This is a genomic window from Candidatus Rokuibacteriota bacterium (assembly GCA_016209385.1).
GTDB lineage: Bacteria > Methylomirabilota > Methylomirabilia > Rokubacteriales > CSP1-6 > JACQWB01.
On sequence record JACQWB010000302.1, the window covers coordinates 1 to 20,986 of the forward strand.

The window sequence follows — 20,986 nt, forward strand, 5'->3', positions numbered from 1 at the left end:
CCCGGTGGTTGACCAGGCACCCCTGGCTCTGGTGCACGAACTCGATGGGGTCTTCCACGGTGATGATGTGGTCGTGCCGGTTCTTGTTGGCGTGATCGATCATCGCCGCGAGTGTCGTGGACTTCCCGCTGCCCGTGGGCCCGGTCACGAGCACGAGCCCCTTGTTGAGCATGGCTGCCTTTTTGAGGATGGGGGGCAGCCCCAGCTCATCCGCGGTCAGCACCTTGGTCGGAATCCTCCGGAAGACCGCGGCGCACCCGTATTTCTGGTTGAAGAAGTTGGCCCGGAAGCGCGCGACGTCCGGGATCTCGTAGCCGAAATCCACGTCCCCCGTCTCTTCGAAGGTCTTGATCTTATGCTCCGGGGCAATCTCGTAGAGCATCGACTTGAGGTTGTCGCTGTCGAGGACGTCGTACTTAACCCGCTGCAGGTCGCCGTGAATCCGGAGGATGGGGGCCTGTCCGGATGCGAGGTGAAGGTCGGAGGCGCCCTGATCGAGCATCAGCTTGAAGAACGCGTCGAGCCTTGCCATAGCGTAACTCCTCGGGTTAGCGTGCCTGTTCGCTTCGGCTGCGCGCCGTCAAGCACTCGTATCACGGCATCCAGGTGATGTCAACCCTGGGCGGCGCTCGCCGGCTTCGTCCACTGGTCGGCGCTTCCGGTCCGGACCCGCCGCACCCGGCGCCTGGCCAGCACGGGGAGCGTCGGGGTTGGGCGCCGGTTCAAGACCGCGTGAGGGAGGTTGGCTAGGACAATCGGAGGGGGCCTCGACGGCCCCCTCCGAGGCCTCCCCCACGCCGGGTACCCGCGCCGAAGGCGTGGGTGCGCGCTCGAAGGGCATTACTCCGACACGCTCCTGGCCGCTTACTGAGCCGCTAAGACCAACATGTTATCGGAAGCCGCTCACGCGACGAGGCCCAGGGTTTCGAAGGTCCGCCGCAATTCCCGCTGGAGGTTGTCGTAGTGCACGTCAAGCGGGTGGACCTGTTTGGGTGGTCGGCCCGGTTTGGGTTTGCCCGCGCCCGCGAGGACGGGCTTGAGGACTTTCTCGCGCAGGATCAGAAGCGCGGCCAATGTTTGGATGCCCGGCACCGGAGCCTGGTACCGGCGAGTGGTCCCCACCCGCAGGATCAACGCCTTGCCCCGGAGCTTGCGCAGGTCATAGGCCGCCTGGCGCGGCGTGTAGGGCGGTCCCCCAGGGCCCAGGAGGGCTCGCGTTTTGTCGGTCAATTCCCGGATCGTCAATCCCCCCGGCCGGGGTGCCAGAGCCAGCGCCGCCTCGATCACTGCCCGCATGCGCGGCTTCTGGATGTCCACTCCGGCCACCCGGTGGGCGCCCCGCTGCGTCGGCTGGGGCAAGGCGTCGAGCGCCTCTGCCCCCAGGGTGCTCAGGTGCGCGGCGTACACGACGTTGAGAAAGTCGATCACCATGCGCTGGAGCCGGGCCAGCACGATCGAGAGTTTCTCCAGTCGCTTCCCGCAGCCCAGGGCCCTGACGCTGTGGACGATGACCTCGATCCGCAGCACTCGGGCCCCTTTGTCGTAGATCTTCAGCGTCAGTCGGCCAAAATGGAGCTTGAACACCGTCAGATCGTAGGCCGACTCGCCCAGCGCCCGCTCGATCCGAGGGGCTTCCCTCCCGGGCTGGCGGCGCTGATGCGGGCGGTGCTTCTTGCCGAAGATGGTCTTGAGGGCGGCCACGTCCAGAGCGCGACGGGTCCGATCGATGAGCCCTTGGTACACCTCGTCGAGCACCGTGCCGCGGACAAACAGCAGGTTCCGGCTGTATTCGAGCTGGTAGCAGGAGTACTGGTAGTAGAACCCCGAGCGCTGCTGCTCCTCCCGGGTCAGGGCGAAGCACAAGCAGCTCGAGTACACCCACCGCTCACAGACCCGGATCACTCGTCCGATGCTGTGGGCGTCACACAGGGCGTCCGCGAGCCGATCCAAGGCCCGGACGTCCGAGCCCCCCACAAAGCAGTTGCCCTCCTTCACTGCGGCGAGGCCCTTCTTGCGGGCTCGGCGCTCGACCCATTCGTGCCCGTTGAGCATCACCTGGACGCCGAAGGGCGGATGCCCGCTGAGCTTGAAGGTCAGATGGCCCCAGTCTTTGTCGATGATGTGAAAGTGGTAGTGGTTGACATAGGGCCAGGGCGTCTTGCGGCTGAGATGAGGGACGCCCCGCGAGTTCTGGCTCACTTCCCACACCAGGGCCGGAGCCTTCGCGACCAGGATCAGGAAGACCCCGGTGAAGTTCGAATCCTGCGGCCGATACTGCTCGGCGAGCTCGTGCTTGCGCACCCCAGGCTCACAGTGGATGAGCGGAATCCCACGCCGCTTGGCGTAGGCATGCACCCGGCGACTGAATCGCCCGGCCATCTGCAACAGGTGCTCCTGGTCGAGGGTCGCGTCCGAGCCGGTCAGCTTGCGCCACCAGTGGCGAAACCCGCCGCCCTGCTGCCCCAGCGAGAAATACCCGTTGAGCACGATCCGATCGACGCAGTCGTACCGCCCCTCCAGCAGCTCCTCATAGTAGTCAGAGAACTCGTCATGCTGTTTCATGCCCCGATAGTACTTCATCGAAGCCCTCGGAACCGGGCTGCTCGCCGTCAGGCGAGCCTCTTTTTCCAAGCGAAGTCTTGGAAAAAGCGTAGCTCCTTTCGTTGATAGATTACCGAATTTACGTAGTTTTTTTTCACGAACAAAATTTTCTTCGTTAGGACTTGACAGCCTTCGACTCATTTGATATATAAATGGTAGACTCAAGTTTGAAGGAGAGGGATCGCGATGGGAGTGGAGCACTGGAGTGCATTAACTTCAACGGTAGAGCGGTGGGACCCTTTCCGTAATCTCGCCGACATCCAGTCCGAGATGAACCGGCTTTTCGACACGTTCTTCGGCCGCCCCGTCCGGGTCGGACCGATGGATCGAGTCTGGCCCCGGCGGTGGACGTCTACGAGACGAAGGATGAGCTGGTGGTCTCGGCCGAGTTGCCGAGCGTCAACGAGAAGGAGATCCAGGTCACGATGACCGGCGACCTCCTGACCATCAAGGGTGAGCGGCACCAGGAGCGCGAGACGAAGGAAGAGAACTACCACCGGCTCGAGCGGTTCTTCGGGAAGTTCGAGCGGAGCATCCCCGTGCCGGTTCCGGTCGAGGCGGGGAAGATCAAGGCGACGTACCGGAACGGCGTGCTGGAGATCCATCTCCCGAAGGCCGAGGCCGTCAAGCCCAAGGAGATCAAGATCGACGTGATCTGATCCGGGCGGACAACATTCGCGTCGGCGGGGCGCTCGTGACCCTGGTCTGGGTGCCTCGCCGGCCCAAACTGTTTCGACCGTAACCGCTCAGAAGGGAGCACACGACAATGGCCAAGGTGATCGGCATCGACCTGGGGACGACCAACTCGGTGGTCGCGGTGGTGGAGGCCGGCGATCCTACCGTCATCGCAAATCAGGAGGGGAGCCGTCTCACCCCGTCGGTGGTGGGGTTCACCAAGGACGGAGAGATCCCGGTGGGCCAGGTGGCGAAGCGGCAGGCTATCACCAACCCCGAGAACACGGTTTTCTCCATCAAACGCTTCATGGGGCGCAGGTACGACGAGGTGCTTCAGGAGATTAAGCTCGTCCCCTACAAGGTGGTGCGCGCGGCCAACGCCGATGCCCGGGTGGAGGTCAGGGGGAAGGAGTACTCGCCACCCGAGATCTCCGCCATGATCCTCCGCAAGCTCAAGGAGGCGGCGGAGGGCTACTTGGGCGAGAAGATCACCAAGGCCGTGATCACGGTCCCCGCCTACTTCAACGACAGCCAGCGTCAGGCGACCAAAGACGCCGGCACGATCGCCGGCCTCGAGGTGCTCCGGATCATCAACGAGCCCACGGCCGCGTCGCTGGCGTACGGGATGGACAAGAAGAAGGACGAGACCATCGCGGTCTACGACCTCGGCGGGGGCACGTTCGACATCTCGATCCTCGAGCTCGGCGAAGGGGTCTTCGAGGTCAAGGCGACCAACGGCGACACTCACCTCGGCGGCGACGACTTCGACCAGCGGGTCATCGACTGGATCGCCGACGAGTTCAAGAGGGAGCACGGCATCGATCTCCGCAAGGACCGGATGGCCTTGCAGCGGCTGAAGGAGGCGGCGGAGAAAGCCAAGTGCGAGCTCTCCACGACGCTCCAGACCGAGATCAACCTGCCCTTCATCACCGCGGACGCGAGCGGACCCAAGCACTTAGTCCTTACGCTCACGCGGGCCAAGCTTGAGGCGCTGGTCGCGGATCTGATCGAACGCACGATGGGGCCGTGCCGGCAGGCCATGCAGGATGCCGGCGTGACCCCCAAGGACATCGACGAGGTGATCCTGGTGGGCGGGCAGACCCGAACGCCCAAGGTCCAGGAGGTCGTGCGCGAGCTGTTCGGCAAGGAGCCGCACAAGGGGGTTAACCCCGACGAGGTGGTCGCGGTCGGGGCCGCCATCCAGGCGGCGGTGCTCACCGGCGAGGTGAAGGACCTGCTCCTCCTCGACGTGACGCCCCTCTCGCTCGGGATCGAGACGCTCGGGGGCGTGCTGACCACGCTGATCCAGCGGAACACGACGATCCCCACCAAGAAGAGCGAGATCTTTACGACCGCGGCAGACAGCCAGACCTCCGTGGAGGTGCACGTCCTCCAGGGGGAGCGGCCCATGGCGCGCGACAACCGGACGCTGGGGAAATTCCACCTGGTCGGCATTCCCCCCGCGCCCCGCGGGATCCCGCAGGTCGAGGTGACCTTCGATATCGACGCGAACGGGATCCTGAACGTCTCGGCCAAAGACATGGCCACGGCGAAGCAGCAGGCGATCACCATCACCGCCTCGTCCGGCCTCACCAAGGAGGAAGTCGGGAAGATGGTGAACGAGGCCCAGGCTCACGCCGCCGAGGACGCGAAGCGGAAGCAGGAGATCGAGGTCAGAAATCAGGCGGATTCCCTGGTGTATACCACGGAGAGGACGCTGAGGGAGCACGGCGACAAGATCCCCGAGGCCGACAAGAAGGCCATCGAGGAGGCGCTGGGCGAGGCCCGCGAGGCCCTCACGGGCGAGGACATCGACCGCATCAAGCGGGCCCAGGAGAACCTGATGACGGCGTCCCACAAGCTCGCGGAGATCATGTATCGAGAGGCGCAGGCCAAGGCTCAGGCCGGGGCCACCACCGGAGCTCAGGACGCGAGCAAAGGCCGCGAGGGCGAGGTGGTGGACGCGGAGTTCGAGGACCTCGGCGAGAAGAAGTAAGAGGGCGGCATGCGGCGCGATTACTACGCGGTGCTCGGCGTCGAGGCCACTGCCACGGGCCGGGAGATCCGCCAGGCCTACCGGCGGCTGGCTCGCCAGTACTCCCCCGACGTCAACCTCTGGGATCAGGCGGCCCGGGCCCTGTATGCCGAGATCACCGACGCGTACCGGGTCCTGAGCGACGCGGTCGCCCGCTCTCTCTACGACCGCTACGGGCACCAGGCCTTCGAGCGTGATGAATGGGAAGGGGGCCGCCGGCCCCGCCGGTCGGGCGGCGTGAGGGGGGACGACCTCCACTGTGCCCTGGATCTGGCCTTCGCGGATGCCGCTCGAGGCCTGTCGCTGGCGCTCGAGGTTTCGCGGCTCTCGCGGTGCCCTGCCTGCGGCGCGTCGGGAAGCCGTCGTGGTGCTCCGGCGGTGACCTGCGACCACTGCGGCGGAACCGGGAGCGTCTGGTGGGGGGAGAGACCACACCCCGAGCCGTGTCTTGCGTGCGACGGTCTGGGGGAGCGGGTGGCCGACCCTTGCCCGACCTGCAGCGGCCGCGGGGTGAGCCTGGCTCCGGCCACGGTCCCCGTGACGATCCCGCCGGGCGTCGACACGGGGGCGCAACTCCGAATTCCGGCCGAGGGGCATTCGGGCCCCTTTGGCGGCCCGCGCGGAGACCTGGTGGTGATCACCCGGGTCACACCGCACGCGTTCTTCGTCCGAAAGGGTGACAACCTCCACTGCGAGATCCCGGTCGCGCTCACCGAGGCCGTCCTGGGGGCGCGGATCCAGGTGCCGACTCTGGAAGGCTCGGCGGTGCTGGTGCTGCCACCGGGCACGCAGAGCGGGCAGGTGTTCAGGCTCAGGGGCAAAGGGCTCCCGAGGCTCGACGGTGAGCGGCGGGGAGACCTCTACGTGACGGTGAAGGTGCTGATTCCCAGGGGGCTGGATGCCCGGACCGAGGAGATCTTCCGTCAGCTCGAGCGCCTGCTTCCCGACAATCCGCGCGTCGCGCTCATCCCAGGCGCGGTACCGGGCGCGCTCCAAGCGGAGGTGCGGCGGTGACGGACAGAGGGAAGCCCCTCTACATGATCGGGGTCGTCGCGGATATGCTGAAGCTCCACCCGCAGACCCTCCGCCTCTACGAGCGGAAAGGTCTCATCCGGCCGTCGCGGACCGTCGGGCGGACGCGGATGTACTCACCGGAGGACGTGGAGGAGATCGCCCGGCTGGTCCGCCTCACGCGGGACCTCGGGGTGAATCTGGCGGGCGCGGAGATCATCTTAAAGATGCGGAGACGTATGATCGAGATGCAGAAGCAGATCGAGGAGCTGCTGACCTACGTGCGCGAGGAGGCGGCCGGCGGCAATCACAAGGCGCGCGACACGGGCGAGGCGCTCGTCCGGGCCGCGTCGGGGCAGCTCAAGCCCCTCGACCTGTTCTGAATCACTCGGAGGGGGGCCACCCACGCCGACCCCCCGCGCTGTCGCGCGGGTGTGGCGCGGGTACCCGCCCCTTCCGATACCTCCCCCCGGGATTGCGCGGGCCAAGCCCGCGCTCGAACCCGCGGGGCAGGCCCGCGATGAGGCGAGGCCGAATTAAGGCAGTTCGAGCCGAGGGGCGTCGGCCATGCCGTAGGCCGGCCCGTCACGAGGCGAGGCCGGAATAAGGAGTGAAGCATGAGCAAGCGGCACGAAGCGGACAAGACCGCCCGACCCCTGTCGGAGGCCGAGCTCCGGCGGATGCTGCTGGCGACGCAGCAGGAGTTGGTGACCAGGATCCGTGAGGGCCGGGGCGGTCTTCGGGAAGGAGCCGTCCAGCTCGCACAGACGTCGCTGGGCGACCTCGCCGATCGGCCCGTCCTGACACCGGAGGCGGAGATGGGCTATGAGGTCGTGGATCGCCGCGCCCATATCCTGGCCCAGATCGAGCTGGCCCTGAAGAAGCTCGAGGACGGCAGCTACGGCCGGTGTGAGACGTGCGAGGAGCCGATCCCTGCCGCCAGGCTCCGCGCGCTCCCGTTCGCGATCCGGTGCACCCGCTGCCAGGAGGCGTGGGAGCTGAGGGTCCGCCGGACGGGGGGAGCCCCCGTGGCCGCCGACCTCCAGACTGTCGAGTGAGAGGTTCCCTGATGGCTGGCGAATCCCAGGTCGAGCTTCCCGACATCCTGTCGATCCTCCCGCTCCGCGATACGGTGCTCTTTCCCCAGGCGGTGCTCCCGCTGGCCGTAGGGCGACGGGCATCGGTTCGCCTCGTGGACCAGGCGGTGCTGGGCTCCCGCCTGATCGGGGTCGTGACTCAGCGGGATCCGTCGCTCGAGGAGCCCGGGCCCGCCGACGTCTTTTCCGTCGGCACGGCGGCGGTCATCCACAAGGTGCTGAAGCAGCCCGACGGCACCCTGCGCCTCGTGGTCCAGGGGCTCGGGCGGGTCCGGCTGGCCGAGATCCTCGAGACGCAGCCGTTCCTGCGGGCGCGGGTGGTCCCGGTGGAAGAGGCCGAGCCCGCCGCGGGCGACCTGGAAGCCGAGGCGCTGACCCGGAACGCGGTGTCGCTTTTCCAGAAGATCGTCTCGCTCTCGCCGCTCCTTCCCGACGAGCTGGCGGCGGTAGCCGCGAACCTCTCCGAGCCCGGGCGGCTCGCCGACCTGATCGCGGGGGCGGTCCCCACGCTCACCACGGTCGCCAAGCAGGAGCTCCTCGAGACCGGGGGCGTCAAGCTGAGGCTCCAGAAGCTCGTCACGAACCTGACCAAGGAGCTCGAGGTGCTCGAGCTCGGCTCGAAGATCCAGTCGGAGATCCAGTCGGAGATGTCCAAGTCCCAACGGGAGTACTACCTGCGGGAGCAGATGAAGGCGATCCGGAAGGAGCTGGGCGAGGCCGACGAGCGGGCGCAGGAGATCGAGGAGCTCCGGCAGAAGATCGAGGCCGCCGGCATGACCGAGGAGTCGCTCAAGGAGGCCCTGCGCGAGCTGGACCGCCTCGCCAAGATGCCGCCCGCAGCCGCCGAGTACACGGTCGCCCGCACGTACCTGGACTGGCTCATCGCGCTGCCGTGGCAGAGGGAGACCGCCGACCAGGTCGAGATCCCGCGGGGTCGGCAGATCCTGGACGAGGACCACTGGGGCCTCGAGAAAGTCAAGGACCGGATCCTAGAGTACCTGGCCGTGAAGAAGATCCGGCCCGGCGGGAAGGACCCGATCCTCTGCTTCGTGGGGCCGCCCGGGGTGGGGAAGACCTCGCTCGGCAAGTCCATCGCGCGCGCGCTCGGGCGGAGGTTCGTGCGGATCTCGCTGGGCGGGATGCGCGACGAGGCCGAGATCCGGGGTCACCGGCGCACCTACATCGGAGCGCTCCCCGGCCAGATCATCCAGGGGCTGCGGCGGGCCGAGTCCAGGAATCCCGTGTTCTTGCTGGACGAGATCGACAAGCTCGGCATGGACTTCCGGGGGGATCCGGCGGCGGCGCTGCTTGAGGTGCTGGATCCTGAACAGAACTCCGCGTTCCGCGACCATTACGTCGACCTGACCTTCGACCTCTCGAAGGTGCTCTTCATCACCACGGCCAACATCCTCGACCCGATCCCACCGGCGCTCAGGGACCGGATGGAGACGATCGAGCTCCCCGGCTACACCGAAGAAGAGAAGGTGGCCATCGCCCAGCGCCACCTGATCGCGAAGCAGGCCGCCGAGCACGGCCTGACCCCGGGCACCGACATCGCGTTCACCGCGGAGGCGCTTCAGCTCCTGATCCGCCACTACACGCGTGAGGCCGGGCTGCGCAACCTGGAGCGCGAGATCGCCACCCTCTGTCGGAAGGCGGCCAAGGGCCGGGCGGAGGGTCAGACCGGCCTCGTCGCGATCACGCCTGAGTCGGTGAGCGACTTCCTGGGCGCGCCCAAGTATCTCCCGGAGGAGCTCGAGGAGCGCACCCGGGTGCCGGGCGTGGCCGTGGGGCTCGCGTGGACTCCCGCAGGCGGTGACATTCTCTTCGTCGAGGCGGCGCGGATGAAGGGGGGGAGGACCCTCACCCTGACAGGCCAGCTCGGCGACGTCATGAAGGAGTCGGCTCAGGCCGCCCTCTCGTGGGTCCGGGCGCACGCGGCCGAGCTCGGGATCGCGCCGAACTTCTGGGAGTCCTCGGACATCCACTTCCACGTCCCGGCCGGGGCGATCCCCAAGGACGGCCCGTCCGCCGGCGTCACGCTGGTCACCGCGCTCGTCTCGCTCCTGGCCGGCCGGCCGGTGCGCCCCGACGTGGCCATGACCGGGGAGATCACCCTGTCCGGCCGGGTGCTCCCGGTCGGCGGCATCAAGGAGAAGATCCTGGCCGCCAAGCGCGCGGGGATCAGCGTGGTATTCCTCCCGCGCCGGAACGAGAAGCACCTGGTCGAGGAGGTGCCGCGGGCGGTCCGAGAGCAGTTGACCGTCCACCTGGTGGACTCGATCGAGGAGGTCATCGACCGGGCCCTCGGCGAGCCGGCGCGCGCAGGCCAGCCCTCCGAGACCCTCGTGGGCTCCCGCAACTGACGAAGGGCCGTGGACGGGCAGTGTGGCCAGCGGGGCGGGCCGAATTGACGGCCAGGCGGACAGTCGACTATAATGTTGGAACGTTGAGACGCTCTGGGCTCCTGCTCCTCACGCTGTCCGCGGGGCTGGTCTCCAGCACCCAACCTGTGCTCGCCGGGTCGTTTCGCTTCGTCGATCAGGACGGCGTCGTGCACTTCACGAACGCGCCGAGCGATCCCCGCTACCAGCAGCGCGGCCTGGGGGAATCGGAGCCGGAGATGTCGCGCCAAGCCCCGGCCCCCTCCCGTCAGAACGCCTACGGGGCAGCGATTCGCCAGGCAGCCGAGCGCTACGGGGTGGAGCCCGGGCTGGTCGAGGCGCTGATCGGCGTGGAGTCGGCCTTCGATCCCTGGGCCGTCTCCCGCAAGGGGGCCCGGGGGCTCATGCAGCTCATGCCTGAGACCGCGGTGGCCCTCGGGGTCCGCAACTCCTTCAACCCGCTCCAGAACATCGAGGGTGGGGTGCGCTACCTACGGTACTTGCTCGACCGGTACGGCGGGAACCTGCCCCTCGCCCTCGCCGCCTACAACGCCGGGCCCCGGGTCGTGGAGGGGTACCGCGGCATCCCCCCGTATCCGGAGACCTGGCTCTACGTCCGGCGGGTCATCGAGCTCTACCGGAATCGTGAGGAGTCGACGCTCGTCAACGGTGAGGTCGCTCCGCCCCCCGAGGTCGTCTCGCAGCTCGGGGGGTCTGCTCAGCTCGTCTACCGCTACGCTGACCCGGCGGGAAGCGTCACCTACACGAACATCCCGCCCCTCGGCGCCGGCGCGCCGGCGCAATAGTTCCCCGCCCGCGCCTCGTCGCCCGACTACACTACTCGCCCCGGCGGTTCCAGATCAGGTCGAGGAACCGGTCGAGGAAACCGTTCTTCACGAAGATGTCCACGGCCCGCCTGGTGCCCTCGTGGTCCATGCCCCAGAGCGCGGCGCGCTTGCCCTGGTCGTGGTTCATCTGGATGAAGACCTGCTGGTCGAGCGTGAATGCCACGGGCAGCTCGTCGTAGATCTGAGCCGTGAAGGCGTTCGCGCCGGGTCCGCCGATGGCGATGGCGGGAAAGAACTCGACCATCTCCTGGTTCAGGGCCCACATGTCGGTCACGACGACCGCCGCCCGCTCCCCCTGCCCGCGCGTGTTGATGAGCCGCTTCAGCTCGTAGGCGATCGGACGGTCCTCCTCCTCGGGGAGGATCCCGTAGCCGACCACGAGGAGCACGGTGGACTGGGTCTCGAAGTACCGGGTCATTCCGCCCTTACTTGATCAGCCTGGAGAGCAAGCGGAAGTCGTCCGTATCGGCCGCCGTGAGGAGCTGGAAGAGCACGGTCTCGGTCGAGGTCACGACGGCGCCGGCCTGGCGGAGCTGGTCGAGGGCAATCTGCCGGTTCTCGCGCCGGCGCGAGCAGGTGGCGTCGGCGACGACGTGGACCTCGTAGCCTTCCGCGAGGAGGTCGAGGGCGGTCATCAGGACACAGACGTGGGCTTCAATCCCCGTGAGGATCACCTGCCGGGCGCCGGTGGCCTTGAGCCAGGTGACGAACCCCTCCGCGCCGCAGCACGAAAACGCGATCTTGGCGATCGGCTCCACCGCGCCCAGCGACTCCCTGAGCTCGGGGAGCGTGTGCCCGAGCCCTTTGGGGTACTGCTCGGAGACCTGAACCAGCATCCCGAGCCGGCGGGCCGCAGTCGCCAGCACTTTGATGTTCTTGACCATCTCCTCCCGGTGCTCGGCATCCATGGCGGCGAAGAGCCGTTCCTGAACGTCCACGACGACGAGGAGGCTGCTCTCGCTGGCGAGTCTCTCGGGAGATGTCATCGCGGCCTCCTTGGAGTCCGATGAGCCTGGCCGGCACACGCGCGAACGTCCCGGCCGGGCTTGAGGGTTATTGTCTCATGTCCGCCAGGGTGCGCAAGCGGGCGGGAAGGCGCGCGACGATCAGGGGAGCCGGCGCTCCAGGCTGCGGTACTGGATGGCCTCCGCGAGGTGCTCCGCAGCGATCGCGTCCTGCCCCTCGAGATCAGCGATCGTGCGGGCCACCTTGAGGAGCCGGTCATGGGCGCGGGCGGAGAAGCCGAGGCGCGCCATGGCGAGAGCCAGGAGGCGCTGGGCGTCGGCGGGCATGGCGCAGAAGCGGCGGACCTGTCTGGCGCTCATCCGGGCGTTGACGCGGACACCGGGCCTGGCGAAGCGCTCGGCCTGGAGGGCCCGGGCGTTCGCGACGCGCGCGCGGATCACGGCCGACGGCTCTCCGGCCGCGCTCGGCGCCAGGTCGGCGGGGACGACCGCCGGCAGCTCGAGGTGGAGATCGATCCGGTCCAGCAACGGGCGCGAGAGGCGCGCCAGGTAGCGCTCGCGATCCCAGGGCGTGCAGAGGCAGGCCTCGAGGGTCGGGCAGCCGCGGCGGCAGGGGTTGGCGGCTCCGACGAGCTGGAAGCGGCAGGGGAAGGTGGCCGCGCGCGCGGCGCGCGAGAGGACGACCTGGCCGTCTTCGAGGGGCTGGCGCAGGGCCTCGAGGACATGCTGGGGGAACTCGGGCAGCTCGTCGAGGAACAGGACGCCGAGGTGGGCGAGGCTGACCTCGCCGGGGTGAGGCAAGCTGCCGCCCCCGATCAGGCCGGCCTCGGACACCGTGTGGTGGGGAGCGCGAAACGGGCGCGCGGTCACGAGCGCCCGGTCCGGCGGGAGGAGGCCCGCCACGCTCCAGATCGCAGAGACCTCGATGGCTTCGTCGAGCAAGAGCGCCGGGAGAATCGTCGGCACGCGTCGGGCCAGCATCGTTTTGCCCGCGCCGGGTGGGCCGATCATGAGGACGTTGTGGCCACCCGCTGCGGCCACTTCCAGGGCACGCTTGGCGTGGGCCTGGCCGCGCACCTCGGCGAAGTCGGCGTCGTCCTCCAGGGGCTGACTCAGCAGCGTCGACGGGTCGAGCACGATCGGCTCGAGCGCGCGCTCACCGTTGAGCCATTCGGCAGCCTCGCGGAGCGTCCGGATCGGCACGACGCTCAACCGATCCACGACCGCTGCCTCGCGGCTGTTGCCCTGAGGGAGGAGGAGCCCGGCGACACCCTCCCGCCGGCAGGCCAGCGCGACCGGGAGGACCCCTCGCACCGGTCGGACTTCGCCGTCCAGGGCGAGCTCTCCGAGCACGACGAGACCGGCGAGAGGGTCACGCTTGACGCAGCCGGTGGCCGCGAGGATCCCGAGCGCCACCGGCAAGTCGAAGGCGGCGCCCTCCTTTCTGAGGTCGGCCGGCGCGAGGCTGACCGTGATGCGGTCCATCGGGAAGGTGTAGCCGGCATTCCGGACGGCGCTGCGGACGCGCTCGCGGCTCTCGCGGACCGTGGAATCGGGCAGCCCGACCATCGTGAAAGCGGGGAGCCCGGCGGTCACGTCCACCTCCACGGCCACCAGCACGGCCTCGATCCCGCTGAGACAGGCCGAGGAAACGCGCGCCAGCATGGCCCGGATTCTTGGGCGGGCGTCCGGACACGTCAACGTCCAAAAAGCGATACAGGAGGGGGCCAGGGAAGGACGGAGCGCAAGCCGGCTGACAGGGTTCGGGGGCGGATTCGAGGCCTAGGCTTTTTGCTTCCGCTGGGAGAACCAGGACGGGTAGATCACCCGATCGGCCTGCCGGTACATCCAGCCACTCCTTGCGGGTCGCAGTCGTGGGCGCACAGATTTGCCTCGCGGCCGCGCGGCCCGCCTCAGGCGCGGACGCCTCACCGCGGCTGCACGATGCAGGCGCTCTCGCCCACGATCCGCTTCCCCAGCCGCTGCACCACATCGAACGTGAGGACGCCCTCGGTCACATCCGGGGGGAGGAGGACCTGGATGGCGACCGCCAGCGATCGACCAAACGGAATGCGGATCCCCGGGATCAGTGTCTCGCGTGCTGCGGACAGCACGTAGATCCGGCTGAGGTCGAACCGTCTGACGTCACCGCCCGGCCCGCGGCGCTCCCGCGGGAACATGGTCCGCCGGGGGCGCAGCACCACAACGTCGTGCCGCTTCAGAGCTTCCGGTCTGACGGTCACTGCAGGCTCCGCGTCAGGGAACTTCTCGAACGCCACGTGGACGCGCGTCTCGCCCGGCAAAGTTCCCCAGCTGAACAGGAGATCGAACAGGCCCGCGGGGCCCTCACCGTTGTGCAGTTCGACGACGAGCGGCGCAGGGTGCGTCAGCGGGCCATCACCTCCGCAGGGGCGTCGAGCATCATCGGTCAGGTGTGGGGCGACCAGACCTCGAAGCTCAGCCTCTTGAGCCCCTCGCCGCCGCTCAGGAGCCGGAGGGCTTCGGCCGCGACGGCCTGGCCCGAAAAGCCGAAGCGCTTGAGGAGCTCCTTCAGCGGTGCGGACGCGCCGAAGTCGCGGCGCGCGATGACGGCGCCGTCGATGCCGACGTAGCGCCGCCAGCCGAAGGACGATGCCGCCTCCACCGCCACGCGCGCCCGCACCTCGGGGGGGAGGACCTCCTCGCGGTAGCGCTGGGGCTGCTGCTCGAAGATCTCCCAGGACGGCATGCTCACGAGCCGAGCCCTGATCTTCTCGGCGCTGAGCATCTCGTACGCTTCCACGCACCACTGGAGCTCGGAGCCCGTGGCGGTCAGGATCACCTCCGGCGTGCCCGGCGAGTCGGCCAGGACGTAGGCGCCGCGGTGGAGGCCTGAGGCGGGGGCATAGCGCGTGCGGTCCAGCGTGGGGAGCTTCTGGCGGCTCAGGATCAGCGCGACGGGGGAGTGGCGGAGGTGCTCGGGACGGCGCTTGAGGTCCATGATGAACCGCCAGGCCTCGACGCACTCGTTGGCGTCGGCGGGCCTCAGCACCACCAGGTGGGGGATCGCCCGGAGGCTCGCCAGGTGCTCGATCGGCTGGTGGGTGGGGCCGTCCTCGCCGACCCCGATGGAGTCGTGGGTGAAGATGTGGGTGACGGGAAGCTCCATCATGGCGGCGAGCCTGAGCGTCGGGCGCGAGTAGTCGGAGAAGATCAGGAAGCCCGATCCGTAGACCCTGAGCCGGGCCAGGGCCATCCCGTTGAGGATCGCACCCATCGCGTGCTCGCGGACACCGAAGTGCAGGTTCCTGCCCGCGTAGTCCTCGCGCTCGAAATCCCCTCCATCTTTGATCCGCGTCTTCGTCGAGGGAGCCAGGTCGGCGGAGCCGCCGACGAGCCAGGGGACGCGCCGGGCGATGGCGTTCAGGGTCTCGCTGCTGGCGTCCCGTCCCGCAGCCCCATCCTTGTCCGCGGGGAACGACGGCAGCTCGCTGTCCCAGCCGGGGGGCAGCTCGCCTGACTGGAGGCAATCCCACTCGAGAGCCAGCTCCGGATAGGCCTTCCGGTACGCTTCGAGGCGCGCCTCCCATTCGAGCTGCCAGCGCCTGCCGCGCTCGATGGTCTCCCCCATGTGTCGTCGCACTTCATCCGGGACCAGGAACTGGGCGTCCGGCGGCCAGCCGTAGCGCTGTTTGGTGAGCCGCACCTCCTCCTCGCCGAGCGGCTCGCCGTGGGCGCCGGAGGTGTCCTGCTTGTGGGGGCTGCCGTAGGCGATGTGGCTGTCGACGATGACGAGCGAGGGGCGCTGGGTTTCGGCGAGCGCCATCGTGAGGTTGCGGTCGAGCTGCTCGAGGTCGTTGGCATCCCCGACGCGCTGGACGTTCCAGTGGTAGGCCAGAAACCGCGTCGCGACGTCCTCGGTGAAGGCGAGCGCGGTATTCCCCTCGATCGTGATCCGGTTGTTGTCGTAGATCCAGATCAGGTTGGCGAGCCCGAGGTGGCCGGCCAGTGATGCCGCCTCGCTGGCGACGCCCTCCATCAGATCCCCGTCGCCACAGAGGGCGAAGACCCGGTAGTCCACGATCGTGTGGCCGGGCCGGTTGAACCAGGCGGCGAGCCACCGCCGGGCGATGGCCATCCCGACGCTGTTGGCGACGCCCTGGCCGAGGGGCCCGGTCGTGGTTTCAACCCCCGGGCAGAGCCCGCGCTCGGGGTGGCCGGCGCACTTGGAGTCCCACTGCCTGAAGGTCTTGATGTCGTCCAGCGAGACGTCGTAGCCGGCCAGGTGGAGGAGCGAGTAGAGGAGCATCGAGGCGTGGCCCACGGACAGGACGAAGCGATCGCGGCCGGGCCAGTCGGGATTCTTCGGGTTGTGCCTCAGGTGGCGGTCCCACAGAACGTAGGCGACCGGCGCCAGTGCCATCGGCGTTCCCGGGTGGCCGGACTTGGCTTTCTGGACCGCGTCCATCGAGAGCGTGCGGATCGTGTTGATGCAGAGCCCGTCAATGCTCGGGGGGGACATGGCGTACGGCCTCCTTTTGTTGCACGCGCCCGCGGCTGCACCGGGGCACCTCCCGGCCGCGGTCTCGCGTCGGGCAGTTCACGTCTCCACCTGCTTGATCGCTAGGACAATCGGAGGAGGCCCGGGTACCCACGCCAAGGCCTCCCCCAGGAATGGTGGTTCGAGCGTGGCGGGCTCGTCCATTACTCGGAGGGGGGCTTCGCCCCCCTTCCGATACCTCCCCCCAAGCTTGCGCGGGCAAAGCCCGCGCTCGATGCCGCGAAGCAGGCCAGCCGCCGCGCGAGGCCCGAGTGAATTGCGCGGGCCGGGTACCCGCGCCTGCGGCGCGGGTGCGCGCTCGAAGGGCATTTACTCCGACACGTTGCCAGCCATGACGATTCCCGTGACGGCGAGCACGAGTCGCGACACCATCATGTCGGCCGCGTTGAAGGTTCCCAGGGAGACGATGACCGGATCACCAATCCCGCCGCCCGAATCGGAGGGCTGCCCAGGACGGCATGCACTTTACACCCAAGCCCTCGCGGCTGTCAAAGCCCACCGCCCCCAAAGCTATTGACATTTCAGCACAATTTTTTTAGCATGTGTGGATGGCTGTGCCCCGATCCGCCTCAATCCCCCCCGCTTGGAGCCCCCGATGATCAGGAGCATGACAGGGTACGGAACCGCAGAAGTCACGGGGGAACGGTTTGCCGTAGCCGCCGAGGCGCGGTCGCTGAACCACCGCCACCTGGACCTCGCGCTCAAGCTCCCGCGGTCGCTTTCGAGCCTGGAGCTGGAGGCGCGTCGTCTCATTCAGGGACAGGTGCAGCGGGGACGGCTCGACGTGAGCGTCGAGGTGCGCCCGCTCGCGGGCGCGGCGACGCAGACGAAGATCGATCCGGTCCGCGCCCGGGAGTACGCGGAGCTGGCGCGCTCCCTCGCCGCGGAACTCGGGGCTCCGGGGACGCCGACTGTCGAGTGGCTGCTCGAGCGCCCGGGCGTGATCGTGCTCGACCAGCCGGAGTCCGTCCCCGAGGAGATGTGGCCGCTCCTGGCCGAGGCCCTCACGCGTGCGCTCGCGACGCTGACCGCGCGGCGGGAGACCGAGGGCGAAGCGCTGGCGAAGGCGGTGTCGGAGCTCCACGACCTGCTGGCCGGCGAGGTGGAGCGGATGGCGGCGCGCGTGCCGGCCGCGCTCGAGCGCCGGGCGGCGGGGCTTCGCGAGCGGATCAGGCGGCTCCTGGGCGACGCGACCCTGGACGAAGGCCGCCTGGCGATGGAGGTGGCGCTCCTGGCCGAGCGGTCGGACATCACCGAGGAGCTCGCGCGCCTCCGGGCCCACCTGGACCACTTCACGGGCCTGGTGCGGGATGGCGGGGCGGTGGGCCGGACGCTGGAATTCCTGATCCAGGAGATGAACCGCGAGGTCAACACGGTCGCCTCGAAGGCGGACGTCCTCGAGCTCTCGCAGTCGACGATCGCGGCCAAGAGCCTCCTGGAGAAGCTCCGCGAACAGGTGCAGAACATTGAATGAGGGCCGATGGCGTGGCGGGAACGCGGCTGGTGAACGTCGGGCACGGGAACGTGGTGGTGGCGAGCCGGATCGTGGCCATCGTGGCCCTGGACTCGCTGCCGGTGAAGCGCCTCATCGAGGGGGCGAAGGGGAGTCTCAAGCTCGTGGACGCCACCAACGGACGGCGGACGCGCGCGGTGATCGTGACGGAGAGCGACCACCTGGTCCTCTCCTCCCTCGAGCCGGCGACGCTGGCCCAGCGGCTCGCCTCTCCGGACCGGAACCTGGCGGGTGAATAGGCGGCGCGGGGCGCTGATCGTCGTGTCGGCCCCCTCCGGGGCGGGGAAGACGACGCTGTGTCGGGAAGTGCGATCGGTGGTGCCCGATCTCGCGTACTCGGTCTCGTACACGACGCGGGCGCCGCGGCCGGGCGAGGTGGACGGCAGCGACTTCCACTTCGTCTCGGAGAATGTCTTCCGGGAGATGATGGCCCGGGGTGAGTTCGCCGAGTGGGCCGAGGTCCACGGAAACCTCTACGGCACCTCCGCGCGCACGCTCGAGGCGGCGATGGCAGCCGGGCGCGACATCCTGCTCGACATCGACACGCAGGGCGCAAGCCAGTTGCGGGGCCGGTATTCCGAGGCGGTGCTCGTGTTCGTGGTCGCGCCCTCCATGAAGGACCTCGAGCTGCGGCTCAGGGAGCGGAAGTCGGACGCGCCGGGGGAGATCGCCCGGCGCCTGGCGCGGGCCCGGGAGGAGATCGCGGCCTGGCGCGAGTACGATTACCTGATCGTCAACCAGGATCTGAAGGAGACGGTGGAGCAGCTGGCTGCGGTGATCCGCGCGGAGCGTTGCCGCACGGGCCGGCTCTCCCTCACGCTCCCAGACCTGACGTAAGGAGGAGGCGGATGGGGTTTCCCTCCCTCGAGAAGGCGCTGGAGAAGGTATCCAACCGCTACCTGCTGGTCGTGCTTTCGGCCAAGCGGGCCCGCCAGATCAACCGCGGAGCCGCGCCCCAGGTCGAGTCCAGGCACAAGAAGTGCACGAGCGTCGCCCTGGAAGAAGTCGCCGGCGGGAAGGTGGGGTACCGGCTGAAAGATGAGGGCGAAGCGCTGAAGCTTTGACACCATGGCGATAACCGTCGCATCCCGTCGTCCTCGGTCGTCGCCCATCCTCGACGTACAACCGCGTACGCCTCCCGACCCACCTTCGGTGGGTACCCCCTCCTCCCTGCGTCCTGCACCCACCTTCGGTGGGTACCCGGCTCGGTTCTCGCCATGGCGCCGCAGTAGACTGGGTGTTGTCGGGCCATGCTGAGCGGGAAAGAGCTGATCCTGGGTGTCACCGGGTCCATCGCCGCCTACAAGGCGGTCTACCTCCTGCGCGAGCTCACGCGCCTCGGAGCGGGGGTCACCGTCGTCCTTACCGAGGCCGCTCAGAAGTTCGTCGGGCCGCTGACCTGGCGGACGCTCTCCGGCCGGCCGGTGCTGACGGACCTCTTCGATCCGCAGACCGAGGCGGCGGTGGAGCACGTGGCGTTGGCCGAGAGGGCCGACGCGCTCCTGGTGGCGCCGGCCTCCGCCAACCTCCTCGGCAAGGCCGCTCACGGGATCGCCGACGACTTCCTGACCACGCTCCTCCTCGCCTGCCGCGGTCCTGTCCTGATGGTTCCGGCGATGGACGCAGCGATGTGGGATCACGCCGCGGTGCAGGCCAACGTCGCCACGCTGCGGTCCCGCGGCGTCACGGTCATCGAGCCCGAGGCGGGAGAGCTGGCCTCCGGGCTCTCGGGCAAGGGTCGATTCCCCGAGGTGGAGACCATCCTGGAGGCGCTTCACCGCCTGCTTGTGCCTGCGAAGGATCTGGCCGGCGAGCGGGTCCTGATCACCGCCGGCCCGACCCGCGAGCCGATCGATCCCGTCCGCTACCTCTCGAATCGCTCCTCGGGGAAGATGGGGTACGCGATCGCCCTCGCCGCGCTGAGGCGGGGCGCCGAGGTGATCCTCGTGTCTGGACCCACGGCGCTGACGCCGCCCCCGGGAGCGGTGTTCGTGCCCATCCAGACCGCCGAGGAGATGCGCGAGGCCGTGCTCCAGCACCTCGACGGCGCTACCATGGTGATCAAGGCTGCGGCCGTCGCGGACTACCGGCTCGCGCGGCCCCATGCCACCAAGGTCCCCTCGAAGCAGGAAGGCCTCTCGATCCCGCTGGTCCCGACACCGGACATTCTCGGAGAGGTCGCGGCGAGGAACGCGGGCGCCTTCCTGGTGGGCTTCGCGGCCGAGACCCACGACCTCCTCGCCCACGCCAAGGAGAAGCTCCAGGCCAAGGGGATCGACCTCCTCGTCGCCAACGACGTGAGCCGCACGGGAATCGGCTTCGAGTCCGATGACAACGAGGTCCTTCTCCTCGACCGCTGGGGCGGCGTCCAGGAGCTTCCGCGGATGCCGAAGCTCCAGGTGGCTGACGCGATCCTCGACCGGATTCTCGCGCTCAGGGCCTCGAGGCCCGCGAAGGCGCGCCGCTAGGCCATGGGCGCTGAGGCGCTAGCCGAGGCGCTCCGTGCTCTGGCTGAATCCCTCCGCTTCCACCGGGAGATGGGTGTGAAGGATCTCCCGCTCTCCAGGGACTTCCTGCCCGGCCCCGCCGACGCGCTCAGGCAGCTCGAGAAGCGGATCGACGGGTGCACCCGCTGCAAGCTCTGCCAGGGGCGCACGACGATCGTCTTCGGCACGGGAGATCCGAACGCCGACCTGATGTGCATCGGCGAGGCCCCCGGAGCTGAGGAGGACGCGCAGGGGAAGCCCTTCGTGGGGCGGGCGGGCCAGCTCCTCACCCGGATGCTCCAGTCGGTCGGCTGGAGCCGCGACGAAGTGTTTATAACGAATCTGGTCAAATGCAGGCCACCCCAAAACAGGAACCCCGAGCCCGATGAGATCGCCTCGTGCGAGCCGTTCCTCCGGGGACAGCTCGCGGCGATCCAGCCCAAGGTGATCCTGGCGCTCGGGAGCTTCGCGGCCCAGGCGCTCCTCAAGACCAAGGAGCCGATCAGCAAGCTCAGGGGCCGCCTGCACCCGTATGGCTCGGCGGTTCTCGTCCCCACGTTCCACCCCGCCTTTCTCCTGAGAAACCCGGGGCCCGAGTACAGGCGGTTGGCCTGGGAGGATCTGAAGCTGGCCCGTCGCGAGTACGACCGCCTCCGTTCCCCTCAGCCGGGCGCATGAAATTCGTCTCCCACGACTGGGCTACGACGTTTCGAGCGCCGGCTTTGCCGGCGCAATCCCACGGGGGGAGGTTCGTAAGGGGGGCGGAGCCCCCCTCCGAGGGAACGTGATCGCCGACGTCGTCTTCGACATCCCGCTCGCGCGCTCCTTCAC

At 68.6% G+C, this 20,986-nt stretch carries 20 protein-coding genes; 13 read left to right on the top strand and 7 right to left on the bottom strand.

The window, feature by feature from the left end:
• Together tadA and HY726_22865 are read right to left on the bottom strand one after the other, a co-directional pair.
• Window positions 1–532 (bottom strand): Flp pilus assembly complex ATPase component TadA (gene tadA, locus HY726_22860; GenBank protein ID MBI4611841.1); only part of this gene is annotated, 532 nt, incomplete at its 3' end.
• A 371-nt stretch (window positions 533–903) separates the two neighbouring features.
• Window positions 904–2,580 carry a hypothetical protein gene (locus HY726_22865; GenBank protein ID MBI4611842.1) on the bottom strand — a complete coding sequence of 559 codons (1,677 nt, stop codon included), beginning with the start codon at window positions 2,578–2,580 and terminating at the stop codon, window positions 904–906.
• A 365-nt stretch (window positions 2,581–2,945) separates the two neighbouring features.
• On the opposite strand from HY726_22865, the gene HY726_22870 reads away from it, so the two are divergent.
• The 7 genes from HY726_22870 to HY726_22900 all read left to right on the top strand — a co-directional run bounded on the left by HY726_22870 (window position 2,946) and on the right by HY726_22900 (window position 10,609).
• A complete protein-coding gene (locus tag HY726_22870; protein MBI4611843.1) occupies window positions 2,946–3,260 on the top strand; it encodes an Hsp20/alpha crystallin family protein in 315 nt (104 codons plus the stop codon).
• 107 nt (window positions 3,261–3,367) lie between these two features.
• Window positions 3,368–5,272, top strand: coding sequence for a molecular chaperone DnaK (gene dnaK / locus HY726_22875; GenBank protein ID MBI4611844.1), 1,905 nt, complete (start codon window positions 3,368–3,370; stop codon window positions 5,270–5,272).
• A 9-nt stretch (window positions 5,273–5,281) separates the two neighbouring features.
• A complete protein-coding gene (locus HY726_22880) occupies window positions 5,282–6,325 on the top strand; it encodes a DnaJ domain-containing protein (protein MBI4611845.1) in 1,044 nt (347 codons plus the stop codon).
• A 23-nt stretch (window positions 6,326–6,348) separates the two neighbouring features.
• Window positions 6,349–6,705 (top strand): MerR family transcriptional regulator, encoded by a 357-nt coding sequence (locus HY726_22885; GenBank protein ID MBI4611846.1) that lies wholly within the window; start codon window positions 6,349–6,351, stop codon window positions 6,703–6,705.
• A gap of 234 nt (window positions 6,706–6,939) precedes the next feature.
• The gene (locus tag HY726_22890; protein MBI4611847.1) at window positions 6,940–7,380 is read left to right on the top strand and encodes a TraR/DksA family transcriptional regulator; all 441 of its coding nucleotides are present in this window, start codon (window positions 6,940–6,942) and stop codon (window positions 7,378–7,380) included.
• Between the two features lie 11 nt (window positions 7,381–7,391).
• A complete protein-coding gene (gene lon, locus HY726_22895) occupies window positions 7,392–9,785 on the top strand; it encodes an endopeptidase La (GenBank protein MBI4611848.1) in 2,394 nt (797 codons plus the stop codon).
• 101 nt (window positions 9,786–9,886) lie between these two features.
• Window positions 9,887–10,609, top strand: a complete 723-nt coding sequence (locus tag HY726_22900) for a transglycosylase SLT domain-containing protein (GenBank protein ID MBI4611849.1) — start codon at window positions 9,887–9,889, stop codon at window positions 10,607–10,609.
• Between the two features lie 31 nt (window positions 10,610–10,640).
• On the opposite strand, the gene HY726_22905 is transcribed toward HY726_22900, so the two are convergent.
• The 5 genes from HY726_22905 to tkt all read right to left on the bottom strand — a co-directional run bounded on the left by HY726_22905 (window position 10,641) and on the right by tkt (window position 16,117).
• Window positions 10,641–11,069, bottom strand: coding sequence for a hypothetical protein (locus HY726_22905; GenBank protein ID MBI4611850.1), 429 nt, complete (start codon window positions 11,067–11,069; stop codon window positions 10,641–10,643).
• 7 nt (window positions 11,070–11,076) lie between these two features.
• On the bottom strand, window positions 11,077–11,637 hold the full coding sequence (locus HY726_22910) for a hydrolase (protein MBI4611851.1): 561 nt from the start codon (window positions 11,635–11,637) through the stop codon (window positions 11,077–11,079).
• 120 nt (window positions 11,638–11,757) lie between these two features.
• Window positions 11,758–13,281 carry a YifB family Mg chelatase-like AAA ATPase gene (locus tag HY726_22915; protein ID MBI4611852.1) on the bottom strand — a complete coding sequence of 508 codons (1,524 nt, stop codon included), beginning with the start codon at window positions 13,279–13,281 and terminating at the stop codon, window positions 11,758–11,760.
• Between the two features lie 263 nt (window positions 13,282–13,544).
• Window positions 13,545–13,859 (bottom strand): hypothetical protein, encoded by a 315-nt coding sequence (locus HY726_22920; GenBank protein ID MBI4611853.1) that lies wholly within the window; start codon window positions 13,857–13,859, stop codon window positions 13,545–13,547.
• Between the two features lie 185 nt (window positions 13,860–14,044).
• Complete coding sequence (gene tkt / locus HY726_22925) at window positions 14,045–16,117, bottom strand: transketolase (protein MBI4611854.1); 2,073 nt, start codon at window positions 16,115–16,117, stop codon at window positions 14,045–14,047.
• A gap of 646 nt (window positions 16,118–16,763) precedes the next feature.
• On the opposite strand from tkt, the gene HY726_22930 reads away from it, so the two are divergent.
• The 6 genes from HY726_22930 (at window position 16,764) to HY726_22955 (ending at window position 20,833) form a co-directional block, all read left to right on the top strand.
• Window positions 16,764–17,630, top strand: coding sequence for a YicC family protein (locus HY726_22930; protein ID MBI4611855.1), 867 nt, complete (start codon window positions 16,764–16,766; stop codon window positions 17,628–17,630).
• Window positions 17,627–17,908, top strand: coding sequence for a DUF370 domain-containing protein (locus HY726_22935; GenBank protein ID MBI4611856.1), 282 nt, complete (start codon window positions 17,627–17,629; stop codon window positions 17,906–17,908). The genes HY726_22930 and HY726_22935 overlap by 4 nt, the downstream gene beginning before the upstream one ends.
• On the top strand, window positions 17,901–18,506 hold the full coding sequence (gene gmk, locus HY726_22940; GenBank protein MBI4611857.1) for a guanylate kinase: 606 nt from the start codon (window positions 17,901–17,903) through the stop codon (window positions 18,504–18,506). The genes HY726_22935 and gmk overlap by 8 nt, the downstream gene beginning before the upstream one ends.
• A gap of 11 nt (window positions 18,507–18,517) precedes the next feature.
• A complete protein-coding gene (gene rpoZ, locus HY726_22945; GenBank protein ID MBI4611858.1) occupies window positions 18,518–18,733 on the top strand; it encodes a DNA-directed RNA polymerase subunit omega in 216 nt (71 codons plus the stop codon).
• A gap of 186 nt (window positions 18,734–18,919) precedes the next feature.
• Complete coding sequence (gene coaBC / locus HY726_22950) at window positions 18,920–20,137, top strand: bifunctional phosphopantothenoylcysteine decarboxylase/phosphopantothenate--cysteine ligase CoaBC (GenBank protein ID MBI4611859.1); 1,218 nt, start codon at window positions 18,920–18,922, stop codon at window positions 20,135–20,137.
• Window positions 20,138–20,140: 3 nt separating this feature from the next.
• Window positions 20,141–20,833: a uracil-DNA glycosylase gene (locus tag HY726_22955; GenBank protein MBI4611860.1), complete on the top strand. Its 693-nt coding sequence runs from the start codon at window positions 20,141–20,143 to the stop codon at window positions 20,831–20,833.
• Window positions 20,834–20,986: the final 153 nt, after the last annotated feature.

Coding starts and splice junctions, on each gene's coding strand:
- HY726_22865 (MBI4611842.1), bottom strand. CDS start 2,580: ATGAAGTACTATCGGGGCATGAAACAGCATGACGAGTTCTCTGACTAC.
- dnaK (MBI4611844.1), top strand. CDS start 3,368: ATGGCCAAGGTGATCGGCATCGACCTGGGGACGACCAACTCGGTGGTC.
- HY726_22880 (MBI4611845.1), top strand. CDS start 5,282: ATGCGGCGCGATTACTACGCGGTGCTCGGCGTCGAGGCCACTGCCACG.
- HY726_22885 (MBI4611846.1), top strand. CDS start 6,349: ATGATCGGGGTCGTCGCGGATATGCTGAAGCTCCACCCGCAGACCCTC.
- HY726_22890 (MBI4611847.1), top strand. CDS start 6,940: ATGAGCAAGCGGCACGAAGCGGACAAGACCGCCCGACCCCTGTCGGAG.
- lon (MBI4611848.1), top strand. CDS start 7,392: ATGGCTGGCGAATCCCAGGTCGAGCTTCCCGACATCCTGTCGATCCTC.
- HY726_22905 (MBI4611850.1), bottom strand. CDS start 11,069: ATGACCCGGTACTTCGAGACCCAGTCCACCGTGCTCCTCGTGGTCGGC.
- HY726_22910 (MBI4611851.1), bottom strand. CDS start 11,637: ATGACATCTCCCGAGAGACTCGCCAGCGAGAGCAGCCTCCTCGTCGTC.
- HY726_22915 (MBI4611852.1), bottom strand. CDS start 13,281: ATGCTGGCGCGCGTTTCCTCGGCCTGTCTCAGCGGGATCGAGGCCGTG.
- tkt (MBI4611854.1), bottom strand. CDS start 16,117: ATGTCCCCCCCGAGCATTGACGGGCTCTGCATCAACACGATCCGCACG.
- HY726_22930 (MBI4611855.1), top strand. CDS start 16,764: ATGACAGGGTACGGAACCGCAGAAGTCACGGGGGAACGGTTTGCCGTA.
- HY726_22935 (MBI4611856.1), top strand. CDS start 17,627: ATGAGGGCCGATGGCGTGGCGGGAACGCGGCTGGTGAACGTCGGGCAC.
- rpoZ (MBI4611858.1), top strand. CDS start 18,518: ATGGGGTTTCCCTCCCTCGAGAAGGCGCTGGAGAAGGTATCCAACCGC.
- coaBC (MBI4611859.1), top strand. CDS start 18,920: ATGCTGAGCGGGAAAGAGCTGATCCTGGGTGTCACCGGGTCCATCGCC.
- HY726_22955 (MBI4611860.1), top strand. CDS start 20,141: ATGGGCGCTGAGGCGCTAGCCGAGGCGCTCCGTGCTCTGGCTGAATCC.